Genomic DNA, 20,620 nt, shown 5'->3' on the forward strand with positions numbered 1-20,620 from the left:
AGGTGAATGGATTTGCAATTTACGTACAATGGGATTAGAAAAAGTTATATCTCCGTATTGAGTGACTTGAGACGCCCCATATTACCAACAATCTCATATACAACTGCTGAAAGAACAGGAGCAGGAGAACGAGTAACGGGTATGAAGCTCGATACAATTATTTTGGATGTTCCTGTTGTTGTCTATCATCGTGGGAAACGTTTACAAGAATTAAAACTTGAACTGTCTACGTGGTTATATAGTGAAGACGAGCAAAAGCTTGTCTTCTCCGATAAACCTAGCCGATACTACATGGCTAGGTTTTTGTCGATGGAATTTGAAGAGTATGAGCATTTTTCAAAAGGAGTCATTCAATTTCTATGTCCGACTCCATATCAATACGCTGCAGAAATGATTGTGCCGATTCCTAACCAAGCAGACATTGAGGTTATGGGACAAATCCCTGTCTACTGGACATTGCAATGTCGTATTGAAGCGAAAACAAACAAGTTTGAAGTCATAAACCAAGCTGAAGAGAAATTAATTCTGTATCATCAGTTTCAAGAAAATGATGTCATTCAGATCGACACTCGAAAGCGAGTCATCTCTTTAAATCGTGAATCTCGAATGTCTTTGCTGGCGTTTGAAAGTCGATGGTTTTCATTAAAACCGGGTGTCAACACAATGTATGTGACTCAACCATCAACACTATCCTATCAAAATATATATTTATAGAAAAAGGAGGTGAGAACATGAATGAGATTTATCTGTTAAATCAGCATGATTACTTAGTGGCAGCAATTGGAGAAGAAAGTGGTTTGATTTCCGCCGTTTTTCGCGAAGAATTAAATCAACTACCTAATGAGCCATTACGCCTCACTGTCCAATCAACCAGTGAGGTTACGCAGTTTGTAAAAGAAGAAAATCAAATTGCATTTCGTGATAAAGAGGGCGAACTAAGACTCTACGTGATTAAAGAGGTTGATGACCTTTTTAGCGGGCAGGATCGGCAAACTTACGCCATATGTGAACCAGCTTTTATGGAGTTAAAAGAGCATGTTGTTAAGGAAAAATCGTTTACAAATGCTAATGCTCAATCTGTTTTAAATCATGTATTGACTGGAACACGATGGAGAGGGAAAGTTGAAATTGAATTAGGGAATCGATCCATGAACCTTTCTTTAGTAACCTCAGTTGATGCAGTTTGGGATATCCTACGATTTTGGGGTGGTGAAATTAAGGACGTTGTTACCTTCTCGGACAATCGAGTTACTGAGCGCATCATTAAAATCCTTCCACGTCGTGGACAGTATAGTGGAAAACGGTTTGAGGTCAATCATGACATTCAAGAAATCCAGCGAACGGTGCTCTCGTATCCTGTAACAGCTCTTTATGGACAAGGAGCATCGTCGGATGATGAACAAACTGATTTTACTGAAGTGGTGTGGGAATTAAAGAACGGAGATCCTGTAGATAAGCCTAGAGGACAATCTTGGGTCGGAGATCGTGATGCGCTCGAAAAATATGGACGATTGCATAATGGAGAATTACTTCATCGAGAAGGGGTTTTTTCGAACAGCGACATTGATAATCCTAAAGAATTGCTTCGCGCAACTTGGGAACAATTGCAAATCGCAAAACAGCCGGAAGTTCATTATCAGCTTACCGTTCAATTACTGGAACAACTTAGTGGCTATGAACATGAAAAGGTAAGTCTTGGGGATACGGCACTAGCCTTTGATCGAATATTTACCAGACCAATAGAAATTCAAGCACGTGTCATTGCGATTGAGTATGATTTAATGGACGTCAATCGGTCTGCAACAGTTGAGATGGGGCAATTTCTGTCTGCACACAGCTATGACGACCGGTTAGACCAAGTCATTCGCGAGATTAATGATAACCGAGGAAAGTGGAGTCAAGGAAATAAACCGATCTCACCTGATCGCTATCCTGATATTTTACCGGATGTGCCTGCAAATGTAGAGGCAACTGGTGGATTTCAGACCGTACAGATTTACTGGGCTTTTAACATCGAAGCTTTTTATGTCCAAGCGTATGAACTGTTTGCTAGTGAAGTGAAAGGTTTTCTTCCTTCGCCTGAGACACTTGTTTACCGAGGTTCGTTAAATGGTTTTAACTTGATCGGAGAAACAAACAAGACGTATTACTTTCGAGTCCGCGCCGTTAACTATCATGGGCGTGCTTCGAATTACTCAGCAGAAGTAGAAGGTTCGACCGCCCGAATTGTAACAGAAGATATTCTCTTTGGCCCTGACCTGGCTAAAAAATTACGAGAATTGAATAAAGAAGCTACTATCATTGGCAACGACGGAATACAGTTTGAGCAAATTGCAAATGATGCACTAGAGCTTATACAGAAAAGGGCAAAGGACTATAGTGACCAGGAAATTGCAGACGTTTATTCAATTCTTTCTGAAGAACTAGAAAAACGAGTTGACCATGCGGACTTTACTCGTGAGATGGAGCGCATTAACAGCGACATTGAGGCGAACCAAAAAGAGCTTGCTGAAAAAGAGAATCAGCTCAAAGAAGACATCGGCAAAGTAGGCGAAGAGTTAACGAAAATTGAGGAGCATGTGACAACGGAGTTTGAGAAAGTTGATGGACGGCTATCTGCTACGCTTTCAAAAGGCGAAGTAGACGAATTATTGACTGATAAAGTCGATTACACAACGTACAATCAAAAAATGACATCAATTAATGCGTCACTTGAAGGCATTGAAATCAATGTAGGTGAAACAAGCGGTCAAGTTGATCAATTGACTGGTGAAGTGGCGGATTTACGAGATATTAGTTCAGAGTTAAGCTTAAGTACTGAAGGCTTCACTACTTCTATTCGCCAGTTACAAAACGAAAAACGTCCATCAACGAATTTTGCGATTGGTACGTATAAGACGTTCGTACGCTCGAACTGGACGAATATTAGTAACCAAGTTGTAAGAGTGTATGATGTATCAGATCGAGTTCTCGAAAAAGAAGTGACGATCTCTTGCAAAATAAAGGTGAAGGATATAAAGGCTGGTAGTAACGGTTCACCAAGGCTCATGTTACAGTGGTTTGAAAACAATCCAAACGCTTGGCATACAGTCCACTCGATTACGAACTTAAGTGAAAACAGAGAGATTGACGTTATTCAAACGAGACAAGTAAACCCGGATACAACAAGTATACGACTTCAATTGAGAGCAGATTTTATTGCTTCAGGTACTGTTGAAATATCAGAATTAATGGTTACAGAAGGCAAACGAGCTGCTGGGTGGTCGCCAGCTTTTGAAGATCTTATTGATGCGGAATCCTACACGGAAAGACAAACCTCTTTGGATTCTACATTAGAAGGGATTACTGGAAAAGTAGAAGAAACGACGAACGATGTTGGAACACTCACTAACACTGTCGGTCAGTTTAGACAAGATTTAGAAGGCTTCTCTACCTCTATAAGTGAGGTTAGAAAAAATTTAGATAACAAAGTAGACACTTCGATCTATGAACAACGCCAAACCTCTCTTAATGTTGCGTTAGGCGAGATTACCGGAAAAATGGAAGCGACGACTAGTGATTTAGGAACATTAACGAACGCGGTGAGTGGATTTAGACAGGATTTAAATGGATTTTCGACGTCTGTAGGAGAAATCAGAAAAAGCTTAGATAATAAAGTAAACACTTCGGCTTACAATCAGCGGCAAACTTCTTTAGATGCAACGCTAGGAAGCATTAGTGGGCGGGTTTCGTCAACTGAAAATGGCTTAGGTTCCGTTACGTCTAGAGTTGGAAAGCTTGAGTTATCGGAGAATGAATTTAGAACAGAAATTAGTCATCTAAATAAAGCTCCTTCTAGCGGTACAAATTTATTGCCAGATGGAAGTTTTGAATCAGGTGGAGTTGGTTGGCGAAAAAGTGGAAGCTCTGTCACGATCGTCACCAACGATAGTAAAAGTGGCAGAAATGCCTTGCGTTACGCAGCTAGTAGCGGTATTTCTGCTTTTAATGTAGAATCTCCAATAATTGTTAAGCCACATAGTACACTACTCATCTCCTATTGGTACAAAACAAGTAGTGATGCGAATGGAACAAGTAATAATCAAAAACTTAGGTTTGGCGGTTTAGACGGGAGTCATGTAACGTCAACAGGATGGGATGGTCCAAGAACAAATTGGACACAAATCCAAAGAGAGTGGGTCGTGCCTGCTAATATAACCGAAGTATTAGTAAGTATGACGACGAACCATACTCGTGGTTGGGTCATGATTGATGATATACAAGTAATTGATATCACTGATAAAAAAGCACTTGAAGCCCAATTGATATCACAACAAACAGCCATTGAACAAAACGCTAGCGAAATTCGTCTTCGTGCAACTCGAACAAGTGTAGATAATCTTACTGGTCGTGTTTCAAATGCTGAAAGTAGCATCAGAACGATGTCGGACCGCATTAATTTAAGAGTTGAGAAAGATGGCATTATCTCAGCCATTAATATTTCGCCAGAGTCAGTTAGAATTAGTGGCAGTATTATACGTATTACGGGACAAACCTTAATAGACAGTGCTGTAATAAAGCGCGCTAATATTGAAAATGGAGCAGTTGGTTCTTTAGCTATAGCTGATGCAGCAATTTCAAGAGCCAAATTACAAAACGCCATTATCCAAAATGCGCATATTCAAGATGGGACCATTCAAAATGCTAAAATTGCTAATATCTCCGCAGATAAGATAAATGCAGGTACTATAACTGGTATCAACATACGAGGCACAAATATTTTTGGTTCAACTATCCGTTCTGACAATGGAAATGATAGAGTGACTGTAAATGGTGGCTATATACAATTAACTAATAATACAGGCGATTATGTAAGGTTTAGTCCAACAAACATAATTTCTTATGAATCAAATGGTAGAGTACGATTTGAAGCCAATAGAACTGTAGTCTCTTCCTCTGCTCTTAGTACTACGTTTGAAAATGTATATCTTGCATCAACAAATGAAGCTCGTGTAGTAGACCGGAGAGATATTCCAGGTGATGGTGCGATGGCTAGTTATCGTTATCTTCCTATACGTGCAGACGGATTCATTGGTAATTTTATTAATACTAATACGGGTGGTTCCTCTGGAGTTCATATGTATGTAAGACCGGCAGGAAATGGAGAGGTTCGAATTACAGCATCGATGACTACTAACAATTATCGAGATTTAGCTTGCAGAGACATTCGGGCTAATACAATGCGTGTTAATGGTGGTAACAATCTTTATCTTGCGCCTGGTCCGGACAGTGAAGTCAGAGTTACATCAGCGGCATTCTTTAATAGTGGCAGTCCTAACTATAGAGATATCCGTGTTTTACGACTACACGAAGCTTCTTCAAGAGAATATAAGACTGATATAAAGCCTTATGGTGATAAAGTTTTGAATCATATTAATGAATTGAAACTTATGACTTATTATATGAAAGCGGACATTGAAGCAGGTGTCAAAAATCCTTCTCTCATGGTAGGTCTAATTGCCGAAGATAGTCCATATGTGAACACAGAAGATGGTTTAGGTATCAACAGTAGTAAACTGAATTACGTCACACTCAAAGCAACACAAGAACTGAATATAAAACTAGAAGACACCGTGGACCGTGTGTCTTTTTTAGAACTTGAAAACCAATTGTTAAAGCAAAAGATCATGCAATTAGAGGAGAGAATGTTATGATTACAATTTTAAAAAAAGAACTGGATAGAGTTGCAAAATTTTTAGTGAGCATTGAGTTGACTGGAGTGGAAAATATCCATCGCATGCGTGTTGTTAATGTCTTGAAAAAGCAACACGAAGAAATGGTTACTGAAGAGGTTGAACTGCTAAAAGCTTATGCCGAATTAGACGCTGAAGGTGAACTTGTTCGTAGTGAAGGAGGTGGTTTTCAGTTAAAAGACCAAGCATCTGCAGCAAAATTTAGAACGCTTCAAGAGAGGCTTTTAAATGAGCCATTTGTACTTGATAGTCCTAACTTTAAGCAAGCACTTGAAACAGTAGAAACGGTTGTCTTGCATCTTGATAAAAAGTTATCTAATGAAGATGCTGAAACACATTTTATGATTGTTGAAGCATTTGAACAGGTAAAAGATGCACAGATTCAAGATGAAAATAACCAAAAAGGAGACGATGAATAATGGAACAAGTAGAACAATTAGATGTACGCGTATCTGGGGTTGATTTCACATATAACTTTGAGGAAGAGGCTGACGAAGTACGTCTTCGTTTTAACGTAACGGATCCGACAGGTGATATAAATGCAAATGGCCGAGTAGCGGTAACGATGGATGAATATGTTCAGGACCCTCGCTTGGTTTCTTTAGCTCTTTTGGCACGAGAAAAGGTAATTGCACGACTTCAGCCCAAAAAGGATGAGGAGACATCGAACTAAGCCATTGGGCTTTTTTATTTTGGCAAAAAAGGGGTGACTGGCAACGATGACCGAGCCATCTGCATACGATCTCCTCCGAAAATTAACTGAAGTAGAAATTACGCTTGCAAAGGTAACGCAACAATTAGAAAATCAAACAAATGTGCTCGAGGAAGTTCGTAAGGAGCTTTTGGTGACAAGAGAAAAAGCCGACGCTGCTGAAGAAAAGGCTGAACTAGCTTATCAGAAAGCACGGCAAGCATTGAAGGAAATTAAGCAGACACGGGAAGAAACGCTGCGTACACAAAACGAACGAAAAATAGACAGGCGGTGGTTCGTGGGGACCGCCTTAACGGTCGTCAGCTTGATTTTACCGATTCTTATTACGTTTTATTTCTAAAGGCGTTTCGTAAATCCACTTTATATAGAGAGAGTAATGACCCCCAGACCGAGCGCCTGCTTGATCTGGGGTTTTTTTTGAATCTTTTTTTATGCCGTTTCGTAAAATAGAAAATACGGAGGGGTTGAAATGGACTTTTATATTAAACAACGAATCTTTTCTTTACGGGATCAGTTTACTGTTTTCGATGCTGAAAAGAGCCCGATCTATAAAGTAGACGGGAAGTTTTTTTCAATTGGAAATCAATTGGCGATTACAACAACAGAAGGAACGCCAGTCTTGCAGATTAAACAACAGGTGATGTCGTTTATGCCTCGTTATGCGATTGCAAACGAAGAAAAAGAATTATGTGTAGTGGCGAAAAAGATGAGTTTTTTTCGAGCACGTTATCAAATTGAACCACTTAATTGGTCGATTGAAGGAAGTTTGTTTGATCATCATTATGCTGTCAAAGACGGAAACAACGAAATTATGTCGGTTGAGAAGCAATGGTTAAGTTGGGGGGATACGTATCATCTTCATGTTCAAGATCCAAAGCATGAAACGATTAGTATTGCACTGATGATTGTTCTCGATATGGTTCATCACCAAAATAAAAATAGCAACTAAGCTACATAGATGATAAGTAAAACAAATCAATTGCACTCATTTTTTTGATCGTTACCTATGACGTATCTTTCGCTATACTTACTTCATAGGAGGCGATTTGAATGCGTGCTGTTACGTTAGGAAAAAATGGTGAAGTCAATGTCTCAAAGGTTATAAAGCCTGAGCCTGGAACGAGGGAAGTAAGGATAAGAGTCGTGATGTCGAGCTTGAATTTTGCTGATCTGAAACAATTGAATCTAGGGACGGAAGCTGTACTTGGTTTAGATTTAGTCGGTATTGTTGAAAAATTGGGGCAAGGTGTATCGAATGTAAGCGTTGGGGATCGCGTACTGGCATTTCCTTTTACAAGCGTACATGCAGAGTTTGCGCTTGCAACGGAGGCTCTTGTGTTTCCGATTTCAGCTGAGATTGGGTGGGAACAGGCTGCAGCCGCACCGATTGTATCCTTTCTTAGTTATTTTTTAACGCACAAAATTCATAAGCTTCTCCCGGAAGATACAATAATTGTTCATGCTGCTTCAGGCGGGGTGGGGACGACGATCATTCAATTAGCAAAAAAATTAGGCGTAGAAACAATTATTGGTACAGTAGGAAATCTTGCCAAAGCAGATGCTGTTTATAAAGCAGGAGCGACTCATGTATTTACGTATAATGGGTTTAAAGAAGAGACCCTACATGTGACGAATAATGTTGGCGTTTCAGTTGTTTTTGATAGTGTTGCTGGTCAAGTAACGAAGGATAGTCTGGATGTTCTCGCTCGTTTTGGAACAATGATTCAATTTGGCAATGCGAGCGGCCAACGAAGCGTATTTACAAATGAGGATGTACATAAGAGCTGTCGGACAATAAAAGGGTTCAGCTTCGGAACGACCCGTAAGTATCGACCAAATGTAGTGGAAGAAATCGCCGCTGATGTACTAAATTTACTAGAAAAGAGAGAGTTAGTGCTAGCGACAGATAGAACCTTTTTATTAGCAGATGCTCAAGAAGCTTATGCGTATGTAAAAAGTCGAAACCATACAGGGAAAGTGTTGTTAAAAATAAGTGAATTAGGGGAATGAAAAACGTGCAACAACGACGTTCGCTGTTGCACTTGTGATTAGGCAGTATTACTCATTCAGAGCTTGTTCTAATGTCTCGACATTGCTTCTCATCAAGGAGAAATAGTCTTCATCGTTCTCCTTATCTTCTTCTGTTAGCGATTCAAGCGGATGGATTTGCAGTGCTTCAGCGTCTAAATGATCTTGAACAATTTCAGATACCCGTGGTGTAATGTTTGGTTCAAATAAGACGTAGTGTAAGCCAAGTTCTTGCGCTTTTTCAACCGTTTGAATAAGCTCTGTTTGCGATGGTTCACTTGTTGGTGAAATTCCGGCAATACCGATTTGGTTTAACCCATAGCGCTGCTCCCAATACCCATAGCCGGCATGTGAGACAATAAACGTATCGTGTGTAGCTGTTTCAACTGTATCAACGAAGGCTTCATCTAATTCATGGAATTGCGCTTCAAGTGCTTGAAAATTTTCATTAAAATAGTCTTCTTGTTCAGGCATTAGCTCAGTAAGTGTGTCTCTTATACTTTGGGCGATTTCAATAGAACGAATAGGGTCTAACCAGACATGGGGGTCATAATCGCCATGATTATGGTCATGCTCATCATGATCGTCAATGATAATTTGAACAGTATCACTTGTTGCAATTACTTCTTCGTTTTCATCATATTGGACTGCTTGAACATGTAGACCATTATGATTGGTTGTGAAAGAATACTCATTAGTAGGCTCTTCTGTCACTCGATCCCAATTTTCGTTATCCGTACTTGTGTACCAATGCCAATCCCCTTCATCATCGACAGATAGTGTAGCGCTATCGTCGCTATGATAATGATCTTGAATCCCATTTACTTGTAAATCTCCTTCATTAATAAGTGGAGAATGGTCATGCTCATCGCCATGATCGTGGTCATGATCACTCGCGATTAAGTGGGTTTGTGCACTACCCTCTAAAATATGAACATCTTGGTTTTCGATAGCAGATAAAATGCTATCAGCAAAAGGTTCAAGTTCTGCACCGTTATAAATAAAGAGGTCGGCATCAGCGACTTCAATCATCTCTTGTGGTGTTGGTTCATATGTGTGAGCGTCTGCTCCTGCAGGAACAATGTTTTCAACATCCACATAATCTCCACCAATCGCAGTTGTCCAATCTTGATAGGGGAAAATAGATGTTTTAATAAATAATTGCTCTGTATTGTCATCAGTTCCTTGATCATCGCCACAAGCAGCAAGCATTGCTGTAGCCGATAGACCAACTGTTAGTAAAATTGTTTTCTTCATCTTAAACTCCTAACCGTAAGAATTACGTTTTGTGTAATCCACTGCATTATATCGTAATCGTTCTTATTTGTGAAGGGATAAGCTCGATTCATTTCCATAGGAGGTGTAACAATTGGAAAGAGTCATTGCACATCGCGGATTTTCTAGTCTTTATCCAGAAAATACGCTGAAGGCATTTGAAGAAGCGATAAAATGTGGATGTCAAATGATAGAATTTGACGTGCACTTAAGTTCTGACTATATCCCCGTCGTTATACATGATGAGAAAGTAAATCGAGTGACGAATGGGTCTGGTTATGTAAAAGATTTAAGTGTAAAAGCATTAAAAGAGCTGTACGTGTTTGAGTCTGAAAAAATTCCAACGTTGCAAGAAACGCTCTTGCTCTTAAAAGGTAGAGCGAAACCAATTATTGAATTAAAAGGGCTATCGACTAATCGAAATTTAGAAAAGAATGTTTTAGAAAGTATAAAAAAAGCAGGCATGATGAAAGAAGCACAACTTATTTCGTTTGATCTGGAGAAAATTGATTTCGTACGAGAATTGTGTTCAGACGTTCAATTAGGCTATATACAACGTCGACCGACAACGGCAATTTTTTCAAGAATGAAGCGAAATCAAATCGGTTCACTTACGATGAATTATCGCTTTTTTTCCAAACGTTTTGCAAAAAGATGTGGCCAAGAGAAGGTGCAATTGGCTGTGTATCATCTATCAAAAGCTAGACAAATAAAAAGATGCTTACGTTATGAGCACGTTTCAGTCACAATCAAAGCGCTTGATAAAGGAGCAGCATTCGTTTAAAAGAACCAAAGTCCGGGTAGGAAGTACTATAGACAAAAGTATGTTGTGGAGGGCTATACATTGAAAAAAATGACGTGGTTACTCGTTGCGCCAGCTAGCACACTTATGCTTGTGGCATGTGGCGGAGACGAAACTGGTGGAGAAGCTGGAACGGAAGACGCAAATACGAATGAGGAGATTCAAGAAAACGAACCCCTTTCAGTTGAAGAAGTGTTGCAACAGACTGAGGACGCAATGAATGATGTGGATAGTTTTAGAACTGAAATGGGAATGACGTATGATGTAGAGGCTGACGGTGAAGAAGGAAATGAATCGATGCAGTTTGGATTAAATACGATGATCGATGCGATTGCCGATCCTCTTGCGTTTGAAATGAGTACAACGATATCTGCCTCAGAGCTTGGCGTTGATATAGGAATGGATCAGTATTTTGTCGATGGAAACTTTTATATGCAAAGTCCATTAGGTGGAGACTGGCTACGTATGGATATTAGCGATGAGATGGAGATGGAAGAGGAACTTCAAGTTGATGAGCAAGAGCAACTACAAATGTTACGCGACATGATGGATCAAATTGAGATGACTGAAGAAGACAACACCTACGTGATTTCAATGGAAGGAAACAATGGAGACGCCCAAGAGCTTATCTATTGGTATATGGATATGGGTGGTCAAAATGAGATGGCCCTTCCTCAAGAAGATTTTGAGATGATGATGGAAAATATGGAGATTGAGAATATGAGTTATCGTCTAGTTATCGACGAAGAGACTTTCCATCAACAATCAGTAACGATGAATGTAGATATGATGATGGAAGAAGATGGCGAGTCAATGAATTTTACAATGGATATAGATGGGACCTATTCCATGTATAATGAAATTGATTCCATTGATATTCCTGATGACGTTATCGAGAACTCCGTTGATATTGGGGAAGAATTTGGTGACTTTGACATCGATGAATCCGATGATATGTAAAGCTCAAAACTAAGACAATAAGATATAAAAAGACGATTGATTCTATAAAAGATCAATCGTCTTATTTAATGAGGAGGCGTTTAAAGCAACCTCACCGTTTGTTTCGAATCACGATTCGCTTCGTGATGAATGTTCATCGTGATACGTGACGGTTACTGGAGAGTATTCGCCAATAACGGTTTGACCATGAACGGAAACACTTCCTTCACTCGTAAGGTCTTTTTCCGTCATAATTCCTAATGCAACGGTAAACTGATTTAATTTTACAGGGATTTGTGTCTCTCGTCGCACTTCATGGCCATTTACATAGAAAATTGCTTCATCATTTTTTCGGTCATAGATAATTTTATAACGATTGAAGTCCTGTGGTTTAAAGTGTTCCTGCGCTTCTTTAAATAAGCAAAAGTATTTCGTTTTACCTGTATCTGGAACATTAACACCTGGGAAAGGTAGAATTCCATAAACAGATGAATATTGATCGTCAGTAGCAAAGAAATCCAATGCAGCCCCAGTTGTGAAATCAAGAAGGTTAAACGAAACGTAGCCATCATAAAGGTCCCCTGGCGTTGTTTCCTTTGTACGAGCTTTAATGTCAAGCTCTATTTCAATTTGACCTTCCTCTGGGATTATAACAGGTTCAGCAGAGTAATACATGTGCTTGGCGTTGTCTAAAATTTGAATCGAGTCATGCTGGTTCGATAAAGGTGCACGAACGTAAAGAATTCCGTTGCGAACAATAACGACTGCTTCTGGTTCTCTATAGCTCCAAAATGAGCCGTCTGGAAGTGGGAACCCGCCAATTTTCCATGTTTCTTCACTTGATAAGATGGTGTCGAAGTTACCTAATATTTTTTTCATTTCATGTCACACTCCTATATCGTTAAATAAATCCGTTAAGTAGTAGAGATGCAATAATGATTAAGCCAGTACGAATTGTTGCTTTCAAGGAAGCGCCCATTAGTTGACCGTACACAGGACTTGGGTTTGTTTCTGCTAACGATTGATACGTTTTTGCAAATGGAATGGCTGCGATTAAGGCCAGGTTTGCATACCAAGGCAGTATACCCACAAGACTTAAAATCGGGATTGAGATAAATGCGAGAACGGCCAACATTTTTGAGAAGCGGATTCCACCTTTTTCTCCCCATACAACGACCAATGTTTTCTTGCCTGCCGCTTGATCTGCGCGCCAATGTAGAAAATGATGGTTAAATAAAATAAGTGTTGTTAATAGTCCAATTGGAATAGAGACTAAAAACGCGTCGATTGGCAATGATTGCGTCATAACAAAGTAACTTCCTGTTATGGGCAGCACACCAAAAGCGAGAAAAATGGCGATTTCGCTGTAGCCTTTTCCGCGATAACCAAATTTTAAAGGAGGCGCAACGTAGAAGTAGGCAATCAATCCGCCAGCTAATGCAAATAAAAGCAACTCCCACCCACGGAATAGAGCTAAAAGGATACCGGAAGCGAAAGCGATTGCGAACAAGCTCCATGTGACAAATGCAAATGTCGAAATAGAGACTTTTTTGTTTGCCAGCAAGCGAGAATTTGTAGAGATTGACTCGTCTGATTGCTCCGCTTTTTCATCAACGCCATTACGGAAATCCCACAAATCATTAATCATATTCGAAAATAAATGCGCAGCCAGTGCGCCGACTAATGTAAGGATAAAATAGAACGGATAAAAGGTTTGCTCCCAGGCAAATGCCGCAACAGAACCAATTACGACAGGTAAAATCATAACAGGTAGTACGCGTGCTCTAGCAGCTTTTAACCAAAACTTAAGGGTTTGTATAGTGTTCACCTCCAACGAACAGACCGCTAAGCAGTCCAATGTAGACTATACACTTTAGCGATTCATTTCACAATGAAATACGCTTGCAGATTAGTGGTTTGGAAAAACTTCCTATTGTGCTATGCTAGTAATAGAAGAAATCGCTTTATTTTTAGAAAGTAGGAGAAGACATGGAACATACAGATATGGTTATCCAACGAAAAAAATTGCCTGTTTTTCTACGTTTAGGCAAAATAGTAATGGCGCTCATCGGTTTAACGGGTGTCGTCATTGGGATTATGGTTGCAGCCACTCAATCTGGAAGCATGGTACAAGCATTCTTAATTTTAATGGTCTCGATTTTGAGTTTAGGAATTTCTTTACTACGTGTTCAAACGGTCACTTGTCCACATTGTGAAGCGACGTCAACCATCCATACTTTAACAGTCGATTTTGAGTGTCGCCGTTGTTTAAAACCAACTGCAATTAAATGGAAGAAATGAAAAATCGGTGAATGTAACCGGTTTTTCTTTTTTTAGAAACATTTTCTGCAAAAAAAGCCTTTCTATTTACGTATTTCTTCTTTATAATGTACCCATTAGGAATTAGGAAATACGAATAATATATACTACTCGTATAATAGCGGTAATACGGTCCGCGAGTCTCTACCAGACTGCCATTTAACGGTCTGACTACGAGTGATCATTTTTTGCGCTCTTTTTTTAATGTTGAGAAGCCGAAAGATCACTCGGGTAAACCGTTTATCTTTCGGCTTTTTTATATTTTAGGAGGGTTAAATATGAAGCAATTACAAGATGCTATTATTGAACGAGGAACTGTACTATCTACAGGGGTCCTTAAAGTTGATCAATTTCTTAATCACCAAGTCGACACCCACTTAATGACTGAAATTGGGTTTGAATTTGCTCGTTTATTCCGAGATGAGAAGGTAACAAAGGTCATTACGATCGAGTCTTCTGGAATTGCGCCTAGTTTTATGTGTGCGCATCAGCTACAAACACCATTAATTTTCGCACGTAAGAAAAAATCGGTCACAATGAATCAAGCCAATGTTTATTCCAGTCGCGTATATTCTTTTACAAAACAGGAATATTCTGAGGTGACAGTTTCCAAAGATTTAATTAAAGAAGGAGACCGGGTCTTATTAATTGACGATTTTCTCGCAAATGGAGAAGCAGCATCAGGACTAATCAATATTGTTGAACAAGCTGGCGCTTCAGTTGTTGGTGTCGGTATTGTGATAGAAAAATCGTTCCAAAATGGACGGAAAAAGCTTGAAGAAAGAGGACTACGGATTGAATCTCTCGCACGTATTGCTTCGCTTGAACAGTCTACTGTGACGTTCGTAGAAGAGCCAGTTGCACAAAACAACTAACGAAGGGTGAGAGACAACGTGAATCAAGTACATTATCCATTATTTAAAAGACAAGATATCGATGCGTTTTTTGCACTCTTTCAAAACAATTTAGCAAACTTTGTTGTCATCACCGTGTCTCTTTTAGCGATGGGCTTTTCAACCGATCTGGTCTTCGGTCGAATCATACCTGGTGTTGCAGTTGCCGTCATTGCAGGAAACGTCTACTACGCTCATATGGCAAAGCGGTTAGCGCAGAAGGAAAATCGTACAGATGTGACAGCCTTATCCTATGGTGTATCAACACCTGTTATGTTTGTCTTTTTGTTTGGTGTGACAGCGCCAGCTTTAGCGTTAACAAACGATCATGAATTAGCATGGAAAATTGCGGTCGCTGCTGCATTTTTATCAGGTCTTGTAGAGGCACTTGTCGCATTCTTTGGAAACTGGGTTCGAAAACATACGCCAAGACCTGCGCTATTAGGAGCTTTGGCTGGGGTCGCGTTTACCTTTGTTGCTGGAGAAATGTTGTTTTCTGTCTTTGAAATTCCGATTATTGGTCTTGTAGCCATGGCGGTGATTTTACTAGGGTTTGTGGCGAAAGTCGCGTTGCCGTTTAACATTCCAGCCTCTTTATTTGCGATTATTGTTGGTGTCGCTTTGGCCTTTGTCCTTGGTTACCAAACAAGTAGTGATGTAACAGCGGCGTTAAGCAACGTCGGCTTTTATCCCTTTTTACCAACCCTTGCTGCGTTTGAAGGGATGACGTATCTCTTTGGTGCACTGATCGGGTTATTAGGAATCTTAATTCCGATTACGATTTATAATGCGATTGAAACGATGAATAATGTTGATGCGATGTCAGCTGCTGGAGATTCTTATGATGTTCGAGAGTGTCAGGCAGTAGATGGAATAGGTGCTATGCTCGGTGCTTGTTTTGGCGGCATGTTTCCAACAACGGTTTATATTGCAACTGTGGGAGCTAAACAGCTTGGTGCTGGCCGTGGCTATAGCATTTTAAATGCTGGGGTTTTCGCTCTTGCTTCCATTACGGGACTTATTGGTGCCTTTTCGGCATTAATTCCAATGGCTGCGGTTGCCCCAATTCTAGTCTTTGTAGGGATGTCAATGATCGGAAGTACGTTTGCAAATAATGCAAAGCGTTACTATCCAGCCATTGCCTTAGCCATTCTTCCTTATATTGCGAACTACATGATGACACGCTTTAACAATCCAGCACCTGATGTTGTTGCGGGCATCTCTGAAGGGATCGTCCCACTTGGACAAGGTGCCATGTTTACAGCCATTATTTTAGGAGCTATCACCGTCTTTTTAATTGACAAAGACTTCTATAAAGCAGGGATCTTTTCAGCAATTGGTGCGCTTCTTTCCTTTTTCGGCTTTATGAATGCACCTTCGTTAGCAGTAAATGCTGCATTTGATTATACAATCGGCTATCTGTTAATCGGTCTTTTCTTTGTATACATTGGATATCGAGAATCAAAGAAGGTAATTATAGAGGTTGATCAAAAAATAGAAAACGTTGCGTAACGAAAAACCCATTTGAGTATTCTCAAATGGGTTTATTTCGCTTTGTATAATCTTTGTTTTCTATGAGTGTTTCAATCGTAACTATTAAGAATGCCAGTGCAGCTTGTGTAACAACTGGAATCGTTATCGATGTAAACAATCGTTCAAGAAAATGAATAAGCGGAAAAATGAACACAAACTGGATTGTAATTTCGCATACTTTTTGTAAAGAATAGCGCTTTACCTTAGGTACAACGGTATAAATGAGGCTTTTCGTTATCATTTCAATGATCAAGCCACTTACAAGAAATAGAATGACGAACCAGGCTAAAGACCAAAGCGATCGATATTCAATTCCCAAAAGGTAAAACAGACTAATCATGCCAAAATAGTACAGGACGAATATAAATCCAAGTACAACAAGTAGGAGCAAAGCAACTCCTAACACTGTATGAAGGGATGGTTTCCGCATAAATCAGACCTTCTTTTGTTCAAAAATTATTCTGCTAGACGCAATTCGTTTGTAATTTCAATCGAACGACTCGAAATAGTTGATGCACTAACGTTATATTTTTCAGCTAATGCTTTTTGTGTAACGGAAAGCGGCGCAAATTCTTGTAGCGCATATTCCATTGCAGCTGCAAATGCTTCAGGCTTACGAATATTGACTTTTTTAGCTGAGGTAAACGCATGCCATTTTTCTAATGCAAGTTGTTCAATTTCCGGTGGATGTTGATCTTTTTTCAAGCCGCTCAAAAGAATATCGGCAGTTTCTTTTACTTGTTCAGATGACCATTCAAAATCATCAGCAGCCTTTACGATAGGCGTATTCTCCGCAAGTAACGATGAAAGAAGTTGTGGCCATTTAGAGGTGAAGCTGTCTCCTTCAGAATCTGAACGGAATGCGTCAATTTTGTTTTTAATGTCTGCAGTTTTAGCAGGTACATGACTAATAACTGGACCGACAAAGCTCATAGCGTTTTCACCATTGGCAGGAAAACCAATAATTGTTGAGCCAGGCTCGACTGTGTCTTTATGTTCAGACGGAATGATGTGTGTTAAGCGTTCATTTGTGAATAAATGGATGCTTTCACATTGATCTTCATGTACCGATACTACTTCAAGAACAGCAGGTTTTGTCCCTTTCCAGCTTTCTATAATGGTAGCTGTTTGTGGACGTTTAATTTTTCTCAACTTGCTTTCAAGGAATGTATCGTATATGGTTTGCCCATCTGCTTCAATTGGCTTGTGAAAAATGAGCCATACAAGCAGCATACTTGAAAGGGTCTCGGTTACATTTTCTTCGACGTCTGGGTAAACATGGTGGTAACTTTGCACCCAGTTTGTTAATTCCTTTTGGTAGCGGGTAAATGCAGTATAAAGCATTTCCGTTTCTAATTGATGAAGCTCTTGAGAGACAATTGCTTTTGATTCTGTTTTTTGCATGCAACATTTTTTATATTTTTTCCCACTGCCACATAGACAAGGATCGTTTCTCTTTATCATAGATGTTCCTCCTTACGTCAACTTTCTTAGTTTAACAGATTTCCGCGATAAAAGCAGGGTTTACAGCCGTTAATTTTGTGGTTGAGTCGATAAGTAAATGAAAATGGATCTTTTGTATGAATTATCTTTTGACAGTTTTCAGTCTTTATGCTAAATTAATTGAATACTCATACATAAGAAAACACTCTTTATATTGAGAAGTGGAGGGACTGGCCCGACGAAGCTTCAGCAACCTTTCCAATTGGAAAAGGTGCTAATTCCAGCAAAGGGAACTTTGGCAGATAAGGGGGATGCGATGTGATCGCATAAACCCTTTTCATTGAAAAGGTTTTTTTTAATTTCATATGTGAAACGAAACGGTGTAGTGTCCAACTACTTAATAGGGGAACTTGGTGAAAATCCAAGACGGTCCCGCCACTGTGACGCACCTATGTGCGAAGTCAGATTGCCTGCCGAATCGTTCTGCTTAGCTCTACGCGGATCTAGAGAAGAGTGGAAATCATGCCTTTTAAACTAGTTGTTCATGTTCATTCGCTAGTGACTTTCTGGTATATTTCCTATCCCTTTCTCTTGAAAGGGATTTTTTTATGGTGAGTACAACTATTTAAGGAGGCAGAAAAAATGAGTGGAGTTAGAAGTTCAAGCTTAGGTTTTCCAAGAATCGGGGAGCAACGAGAGTGGAAAAAAAATCTAGAAGCCTATTGGAATCAAAAACTATCGCAAGAGGACTACGTAAAAAAACAAAAAGAATTACGTCTGAATCATTTACAAAAGCAAAAGGATGCAGGGCTTGACTATATCCCTGTTGGCGATTTTTCTCACTATGACCAGGTACTCGATACAGCAACAGCATTTGGTTTAGTACCTGATCGCTTTGACTATGAAGGTGGAACCGTTGATTTAGATTCGTATTTTGCGATTGCCAGAGGCAGTGAGCATGCGGTTGCTGCTGAAATGACGAAATGGTTTGACACAAATTATCACTATATCGTACCTGAACTTGATGGTAGAGAACCGGAGCTCGTAAACAATCGCTGGTTAGATTTAATTGAGGAAGCGAAGCAAGAGCTAGGGGTTACCGGAAAGCCTGTGATCTTGGGCCCTGTAACATTTGTTAAACTATCAAAACATTATGGCAGTCGTTCATTTGTTGATCATGTGCGAAGTTTATTGCCTTTATATACAACCGTGCTAAATCAGCTGGCAGAGGCTGGTGTAGACTGGATTCAAGTGGATGAGCCTATTTTAGTTGGGGATGTGACTGAAGAAGAGTGGGCGATTTTAGATGAAGTGTATACGTGGTTCTCAGAGTCAGCACCAAAAGCCAATCTTCTTCTACAAACCTACTTTGAAGGAGTCGATGATTTTAGTCGTTTTACGAAACTATCTGTTGCTGGTATTGGGCTCGACTTTATTTATAGTGATAGCTTACAAAAAATAAAGCAACATGGGTTTCCGAAAGAAAAAACATTAGCAGCTGGACTAATTGATGGTCGAAACATTTGGCGTACAGACTTAACGAAGACACATGCCATGGTGGAAGAACTTTCAAAAATAGTTGGGCAAGAACAATTAATCCTTCAACCTTCTTGTAGCTTGCTTCACGTGCCAGTAACGCTGAAACATGAACAAAAGCTACCTGAAAATTTAAAAGCTGCCTTATCATTTGCAGAAGAAAAATTAGCAGAGTTGAATGATCTTAAAGCAGTCTTAAATCAGCAGCAAGAGCTGAAACAGCTGCAAGTAGGAAAACGGGCGATTGATACGTTAAACCAATCTGCAAGTCGCACAAACCAAGAAGTCCGTACCGCTTTAGATCTCAGTAAAACAGAAGATTCTAAAAGAGCGGTTCCTGCGAATAAACGTATGGAACTTCAGCAAGAGGTCTTCCAACTCCCACCATTACCGACTACAACAATTGGTAGTTTTCCGCAATCAGCAGACGTTCGAAAAACGAGGTTGCAATGGCGAAGAGGGGAAATTACGAATGAAGCCTATGAGTCCTTTATCAATGCTGAAATTGAGCGTTGGATTGAGATCCAAGAAGAGATTGGGTTAGATGTACTCGTGCATGGTGAGTTTGAGCGTACTGATATGGTCGAATTTTTTGGCGAGAAGCTAGGTGGTTTTGAATTCACATCTAATGGATGGGTTCAATCATACGGGTCAAGATGCGTGAAACCGCCTGTTATTTTCGGAGACGTCTTTTTCCAAAATGATATGACTGTCAAAGAAACATTAGTCGCACAATCGAAAACGTCGAAACCGGTCAAAGGGATGTTAACAGGACCTGTCACGATTTACAACTGGTCGTTTCCACGGACTGATTTACAAGCAGAAGATGTGGTGAATCAAATTGCCCTTGCATTGGAACAAGAAGTGCTCGCTTTAGAAAAAGCAGGAATCACAGTCATTCAAGTAGATGAACCTGCATTAAGAGAAGGGTTACCATTAAAGAGAGAGAAGTGGAAAGCCTATTTAAATCAATCTGTTAAAGCATTCCAGCTCTCTGTGAAATCGGTTGAGCCACAAACGCAAATTCATACGCATATGTGCTACTCTGACTTCCAAGATATTATTCAAGCGATAGACGGACTTGATGCAGACGTTATTTCAATTGAGATGTCACGAAGTCATGGAGAACTCATTACAGCGTTTGAAGACTATACGTATAGCAAAGGAATTGGGCTAGGGGTCTATGATATTCATAGTCCACGTGTACCAACAGAAGAAGAAATGGAAACAAGTATTAATCGCGCCCTGCAAGTTCTTGATCAACGCATTTTCTGGGTTAATCCAGACTGTGGGTTAAAAACAAGAAAAGAAGCTGAAACTGTAGAAGCACTTAAAGCGATGGTTAAAGCAGCGAAAGCGAAACGATCTCAACTCGTTCAGTAAACAAACAAAGAAAGCTTATCAATTT

General features: G+C 39.8%; 18 protein-coding genes and 3 riboswitches. Of the genes, 13 read left to right on the forward strand and 5 right to left on the reverse strand.

All coding sequences use genetic code 11. The features are described 5' to 3' along the window. The first annotated feature begins 6 nt into the window (after positions 1-6). The 7 genes from ABC361_RS06825 (at position 7) to ABC361_RS06855 (ending at position 8,454) form a co-directional block, all read left to right on the forward strand. A complete protein-coding gene (locus tag ABC361_RS06825; RefSeq protein ID WP_413073294.1) occupies positions 7-714 on the forward strand; it encodes a distal tail protein Dit in 708 nt (235 codons plus the stop codon). Positions 715-731: 17 nt separating this feature from the next. Then, positions 732-5,693 (forward strand): phage tail protein, encoded by a 4,962-nt coding sequence (locus tag ABC361_RS06830; protein WP_413073295.1) that lies wholly within the window; start codon positions 732-734, stop codon positions 5,691-5,693. Continuing rightward, on the forward strand, positions 5,690-6,151 hold the full coding sequence (locus ABC361_RS06835) for a hypothetical protein (RefSeq protein WP_413073296.1): 462 nt from the start codon (positions 5,690-5,692) through the stop codon (positions 6,149-6,151). Before ABC361_RS06830 ends, ABC361_RS06835 begins: the two co-directional genes overlap by 4 nt. Further along, positions 6,151-6,405 carry a hypothetical protein gene (locus ABC361_RS06840; protein WP_413073297.1) on the forward strand — a complete coding sequence of 85 codons (255 nt, stop codon included), beginning with the start codon at positions 6,151-6,153 and terminating at the stop codon, positions 6,403-6,405. The genes ABC361_RS06835 and ABC361_RS06840 overlap by 1 nt, the downstream gene beginning before the upstream one ends. A gap of 46 nt (positions 6,406-6,451) precedes the next feature. After that, positions 6,452-6,784 carry a hypothetical protein gene (locus tag ABC361_RS06845; protein WP_413073298.1) on the forward strand — a complete coding sequence of 111 codons (333 nt, stop codon included), beginning with the start codon at positions 6,452-6,454 and terminating at the stop codon, positions 6,782-6,784. Positions 6,785-6,913: 129 nt separating this feature from the next. Then, positions 6,914-7,393: an LURP-one-related/scramblase family protein gene (locus tag ABC361_RS06850; RefSeq protein WP_413073299.1), complete on the forward strand. Its 480-nt coding sequence runs from the start codon at positions 6,914-6,916 to the stop codon at positions 7,391-7,393. A gap of 101 nt (positions 7,394-7,494) precedes the next feature. Next, positions 7,495-8,454, forward strand: a complete 960-nt coding sequence (locus ABC361_RS06855; RefSeq protein WP_413073300.1) for a quinone oxidoreductase family protein — start codon at positions 7,495-7,497, stop codon at positions 8,452-8,454. Between the two features lie 48 nt (positions 8,455-8,502). Here the strand turns inward: ABC361_RS06855 and ABC361_RS06860 are convergent, their stop codons facing one another. Further along, entirely contained in the window at positions 8,503-9,729 is a 1,227-nt protein-coding gene (locus ABC361_RS06860; RefSeq protein WP_413073301.1) for a metal ABC transporter solute-binding protein, Zn/Mn family, read from the reverse strand. 112 nt (positions 9,730-9,841) lie between these two features. Between ABC361_RS06860 and ABC361_RS06865 the strand changes: the two genes are divergently transcribed. Together ABC361_RS06865 and ABC361_RS06870 are read left to right on the forward strand one after the other, a co-directional pair. Further along, the gene (locus ABC361_RS06865; RefSeq protein WP_413073302.1) at positions 9,842-10,531 is read left to right on the forward strand and encodes a glycerophosphodiester phosphodiesterase; all 690 of its coding nucleotides are present in this window, start codon (positions 9,842-9,844) and stop codon (positions 10,529-10,531) included. A gap of 69 nt (positions 10,532-10,600) precedes the next feature. Next, positions 10,601-11,509, forward strand: coding sequence for a DUF6612 family protein (locus ABC361_RS06870; RefSeq protein ID WP_413075730.1), 909 nt, complete (start codon positions 10,601-10,603; stop codon positions 11,507-11,509). A 108-nt stretch (positions 11,510-11,617) separates the two neighbouring features. Here ABC361_RS06870 and ABC361_RS06875 read toward each other — a convergent pair whose 3' ends face one another. Beyond that, positions 11,618-12,367, reverse strand: a complete 750-nt coding sequence (locus ABC361_RS06875) for a DUF6081 family protein (RefSeq protein WP_413073303.1) — start codon at positions 12,365-12,367, stop codon at positions 11,618-11,620. Between the two features lie 22 nt (positions 12,368-12,389). Beyond that, positions 12,390-13,316: a prenyltransferase gene (locus ABC361_RS06880; protein ID WP_413075731.1), complete on the reverse strand. Its 927-nt coding sequence runs from the start codon at positions 13,314-13,316 to the stop codon at positions 12,390-12,392. A 161-nt stretch (positions 13,317-13,477) separates the two neighbouring features. On the opposite strand from ABC361_RS06880, the gene ABC361_RS06885 reads away from it, so the two are divergent. From ABC361_RS06885 to ABC361_RS06895, 3 genes are all read left to right on the forward strand, one after another. Beyond that, positions 13,478-13,789 carry a hypothetical protein gene (locus ABC361_RS06885; RefSeq protein WP_413073304.1) on the forward strand — a complete coding sequence of 104 codons (312 nt, stop codon included), beginning with the start codon at positions 13,478-13,480 and terminating at the stop codon, positions 13,787-13,789. A gap of 109 nt (positions 13,790-13,898) precedes the next feature. Then, positions 13,899-14,001: riboswitch (purine riboswitch) on the forward strand. A gap of 84 nt (positions 14,002-14,085) precedes the next feature. Further along, positions 14,086-14,682 (forward strand): xanthine phosphoribosyltransferase, encoded by a 597-nt coding sequence (locus ABC361_RS06890; protein WP_413073305.1) that lies wholly within the window; start codon positions 14,086-14,088, stop codon positions 14,680-14,682. An 18-nt stretch (positions 14,683-14,700) separates the two neighbouring features. Next, a complete protein-coding gene (locus tag ABC361_RS06895; RefSeq protein ID WP_413073306.1) occupies positions 14,701-16,212 on the forward strand; it encodes an NCS2 family permease in 1,512 nt (503 codons plus the stop codon). A 22-nt stretch (positions 16,213-16,234) separates the two neighbouring features. On the opposite strand, the gene ABC361_RS06900 is transcribed toward ABC361_RS06895, so the two are convergent. Together ABC361_RS06900 and ABC361_RS06905 are read right to left on the reverse strand one after the other, a co-directional pair. Next, positions 16,235-16,663: a YrvL family regulatory protein gene (locus ABC361_RS06900; protein ID WP_413073307.1), complete on the reverse strand. Its 429-nt coding sequence runs from the start codon at positions 16,661-16,663 to the stop codon at positions 16,235-16,237. A gap of 26 nt (positions 16,664-16,689) precedes the next feature. Next, positions 16,690-17,697 (reverse strand): SEC-C domain-containing protein, encoded by a 1,008-nt coding sequence (locus tag ABC361_RS06905; RefSeq protein ID WP_413073308.1) that lies wholly within the window; start codon positions 17,695-17,697, stop codon positions 16,690-16,692. 185 nt (positions 17,698-17,882) lie between these two features. Next, positions 17,883-17,985: riboswitch (SAM riboswitch) on the forward strand. Positions 17,986-18,037: 52 nt separating this feature from the next. Continuing rightward, positions 18,038-18,168: riboswitch (cobalamin riboswitch) on the forward strand. Positions 18,169-18,318: 150 nt separating this feature from the next. Here ABC361_RS06905 and metE point away from each other — a divergent pair. Then, entirely contained in the window at positions 18,319-20,595 is a 2,277-nt protein-coding gene (gene metE, locus ABC361_RS06910; protein ID WP_413073309.1) for a 5-methyltetrahydropteroyltriglutamate--homocysteine S-methyltransferase, read from the forward strand. Positions 20,596-20,620 lie beyond the last annotated feature (25 nt).

The sequence above is a fragment of the Shouchella phoenicis genome (assembly GCF_047238345.1).
In the GTDB taxonomy this organism is placed as follows: domain Bacteria; phylum Bacillota; class Bacilli; order Bacillales; family Bacillaceae_D; genus Shouchella.

Bases quoted from the DNA above. Each gene is read 5' to 3' on its own strand.
- ABC361_RS06825 (WP_413073294.1), top strand. From the start codon at position 7: ATGGATTTGCAATTTACGTACAATGGGATTAGAAAAAGTTATATCTCC.
- ABC361_RS06830 (WP_413073295.1), top strand. From the start codon at position 732: ATGAATGAGATTTATCTGTTAAATCAGCATGATTACTTAGTGGCAGCA.
- ABC361_RS06835 (WP_413073296.1), top strand. From the start codon at position 5,690: ATGATTACAATTTTAAAAAAAGAACTGGATAGAGTTGCAAAATTTTTA.
- ABC361_RS06840 (WP_413073297.1), top strand. From the start codon at position 6,151: ATGGAACAAGTAGAACAATTAGATGTACGCGTATCTGGGGTTGATTTC.
- ABC361_RS06845 (WP_413073298.1), top strand. From the start codon at position 6,452: ATGACCGAGCCATCTGCATACGATCTCCTCCGAAAATTAACTGAAGTA.
- ABC361_RS06850 (WP_413073299.1), top strand. From the start codon at position 6,914: ATGGACTTTTATATTAAACAACGAATCTTTTCTTTACGGGATCAGTTT.
- ABC361_RS06855 (WP_413073300.1), top strand. From the start codon at position 7,495: ATGCGTGCTGTTACGTTAGGAAAAAATGGTGAAGTCAATGTCTCAAAG.
- ABC361_RS06860 (WP_413073301.1), bottom strand. From the start codon at position 9,729: ATGAAGAAAACAATTTTACTAACAGTTGGTCTATCGGCTACAGCAATG.
- ABC361_RS06870 (WP_413075730.1), top strand. From the start codon at position 10,601: ATGACGTGGTTACTCGTTGCGCCAGCTAGCACACTTATGCTTGTGGCA.
- ABC361_RS06875 (WP_413073303.1), bottom strand. From the start codon at position 12,367: ATGAAAAAAATATTAGGTAACTTCGACACCATCTTATCAAGTGAAGAA.
- ABC361_RS06885 (WP_413073304.1), top strand. From the start codon at position 13,478: ATGGAACATACAGATATGGTTATCCAACGAAAAAAATTGCCTGTTTTT.
- ABC361_RS06890 (WP_413073305.1), top strand. From the start codon at position 14,086: ATGAAGCAATTACAAGATGCTATTATTGAACGAGGAACTGTACTATCT.
- ABC361_RS06900 (WP_413073307.1), bottom strand. From the start codon at position 16,663: ATGCGGAAACCATCCCTTCATACAGTGTTAGGAGTTGCTTTGCTCCTA.
- ABC361_RS06905 (WP_413073308.1), bottom strand. From the start codon at position 17,697: ATGATAAAGAGAAACGATCCTTGTCTATGTGGCAGTGGGAAAAAATAT.
- metE (WP_413073309.1), top strand. From the start codon at position 18,319: ATGAGTGGAGTTAGAAGTTCAAGCTTAGGTTTTCCAAGAATCGGGGAG.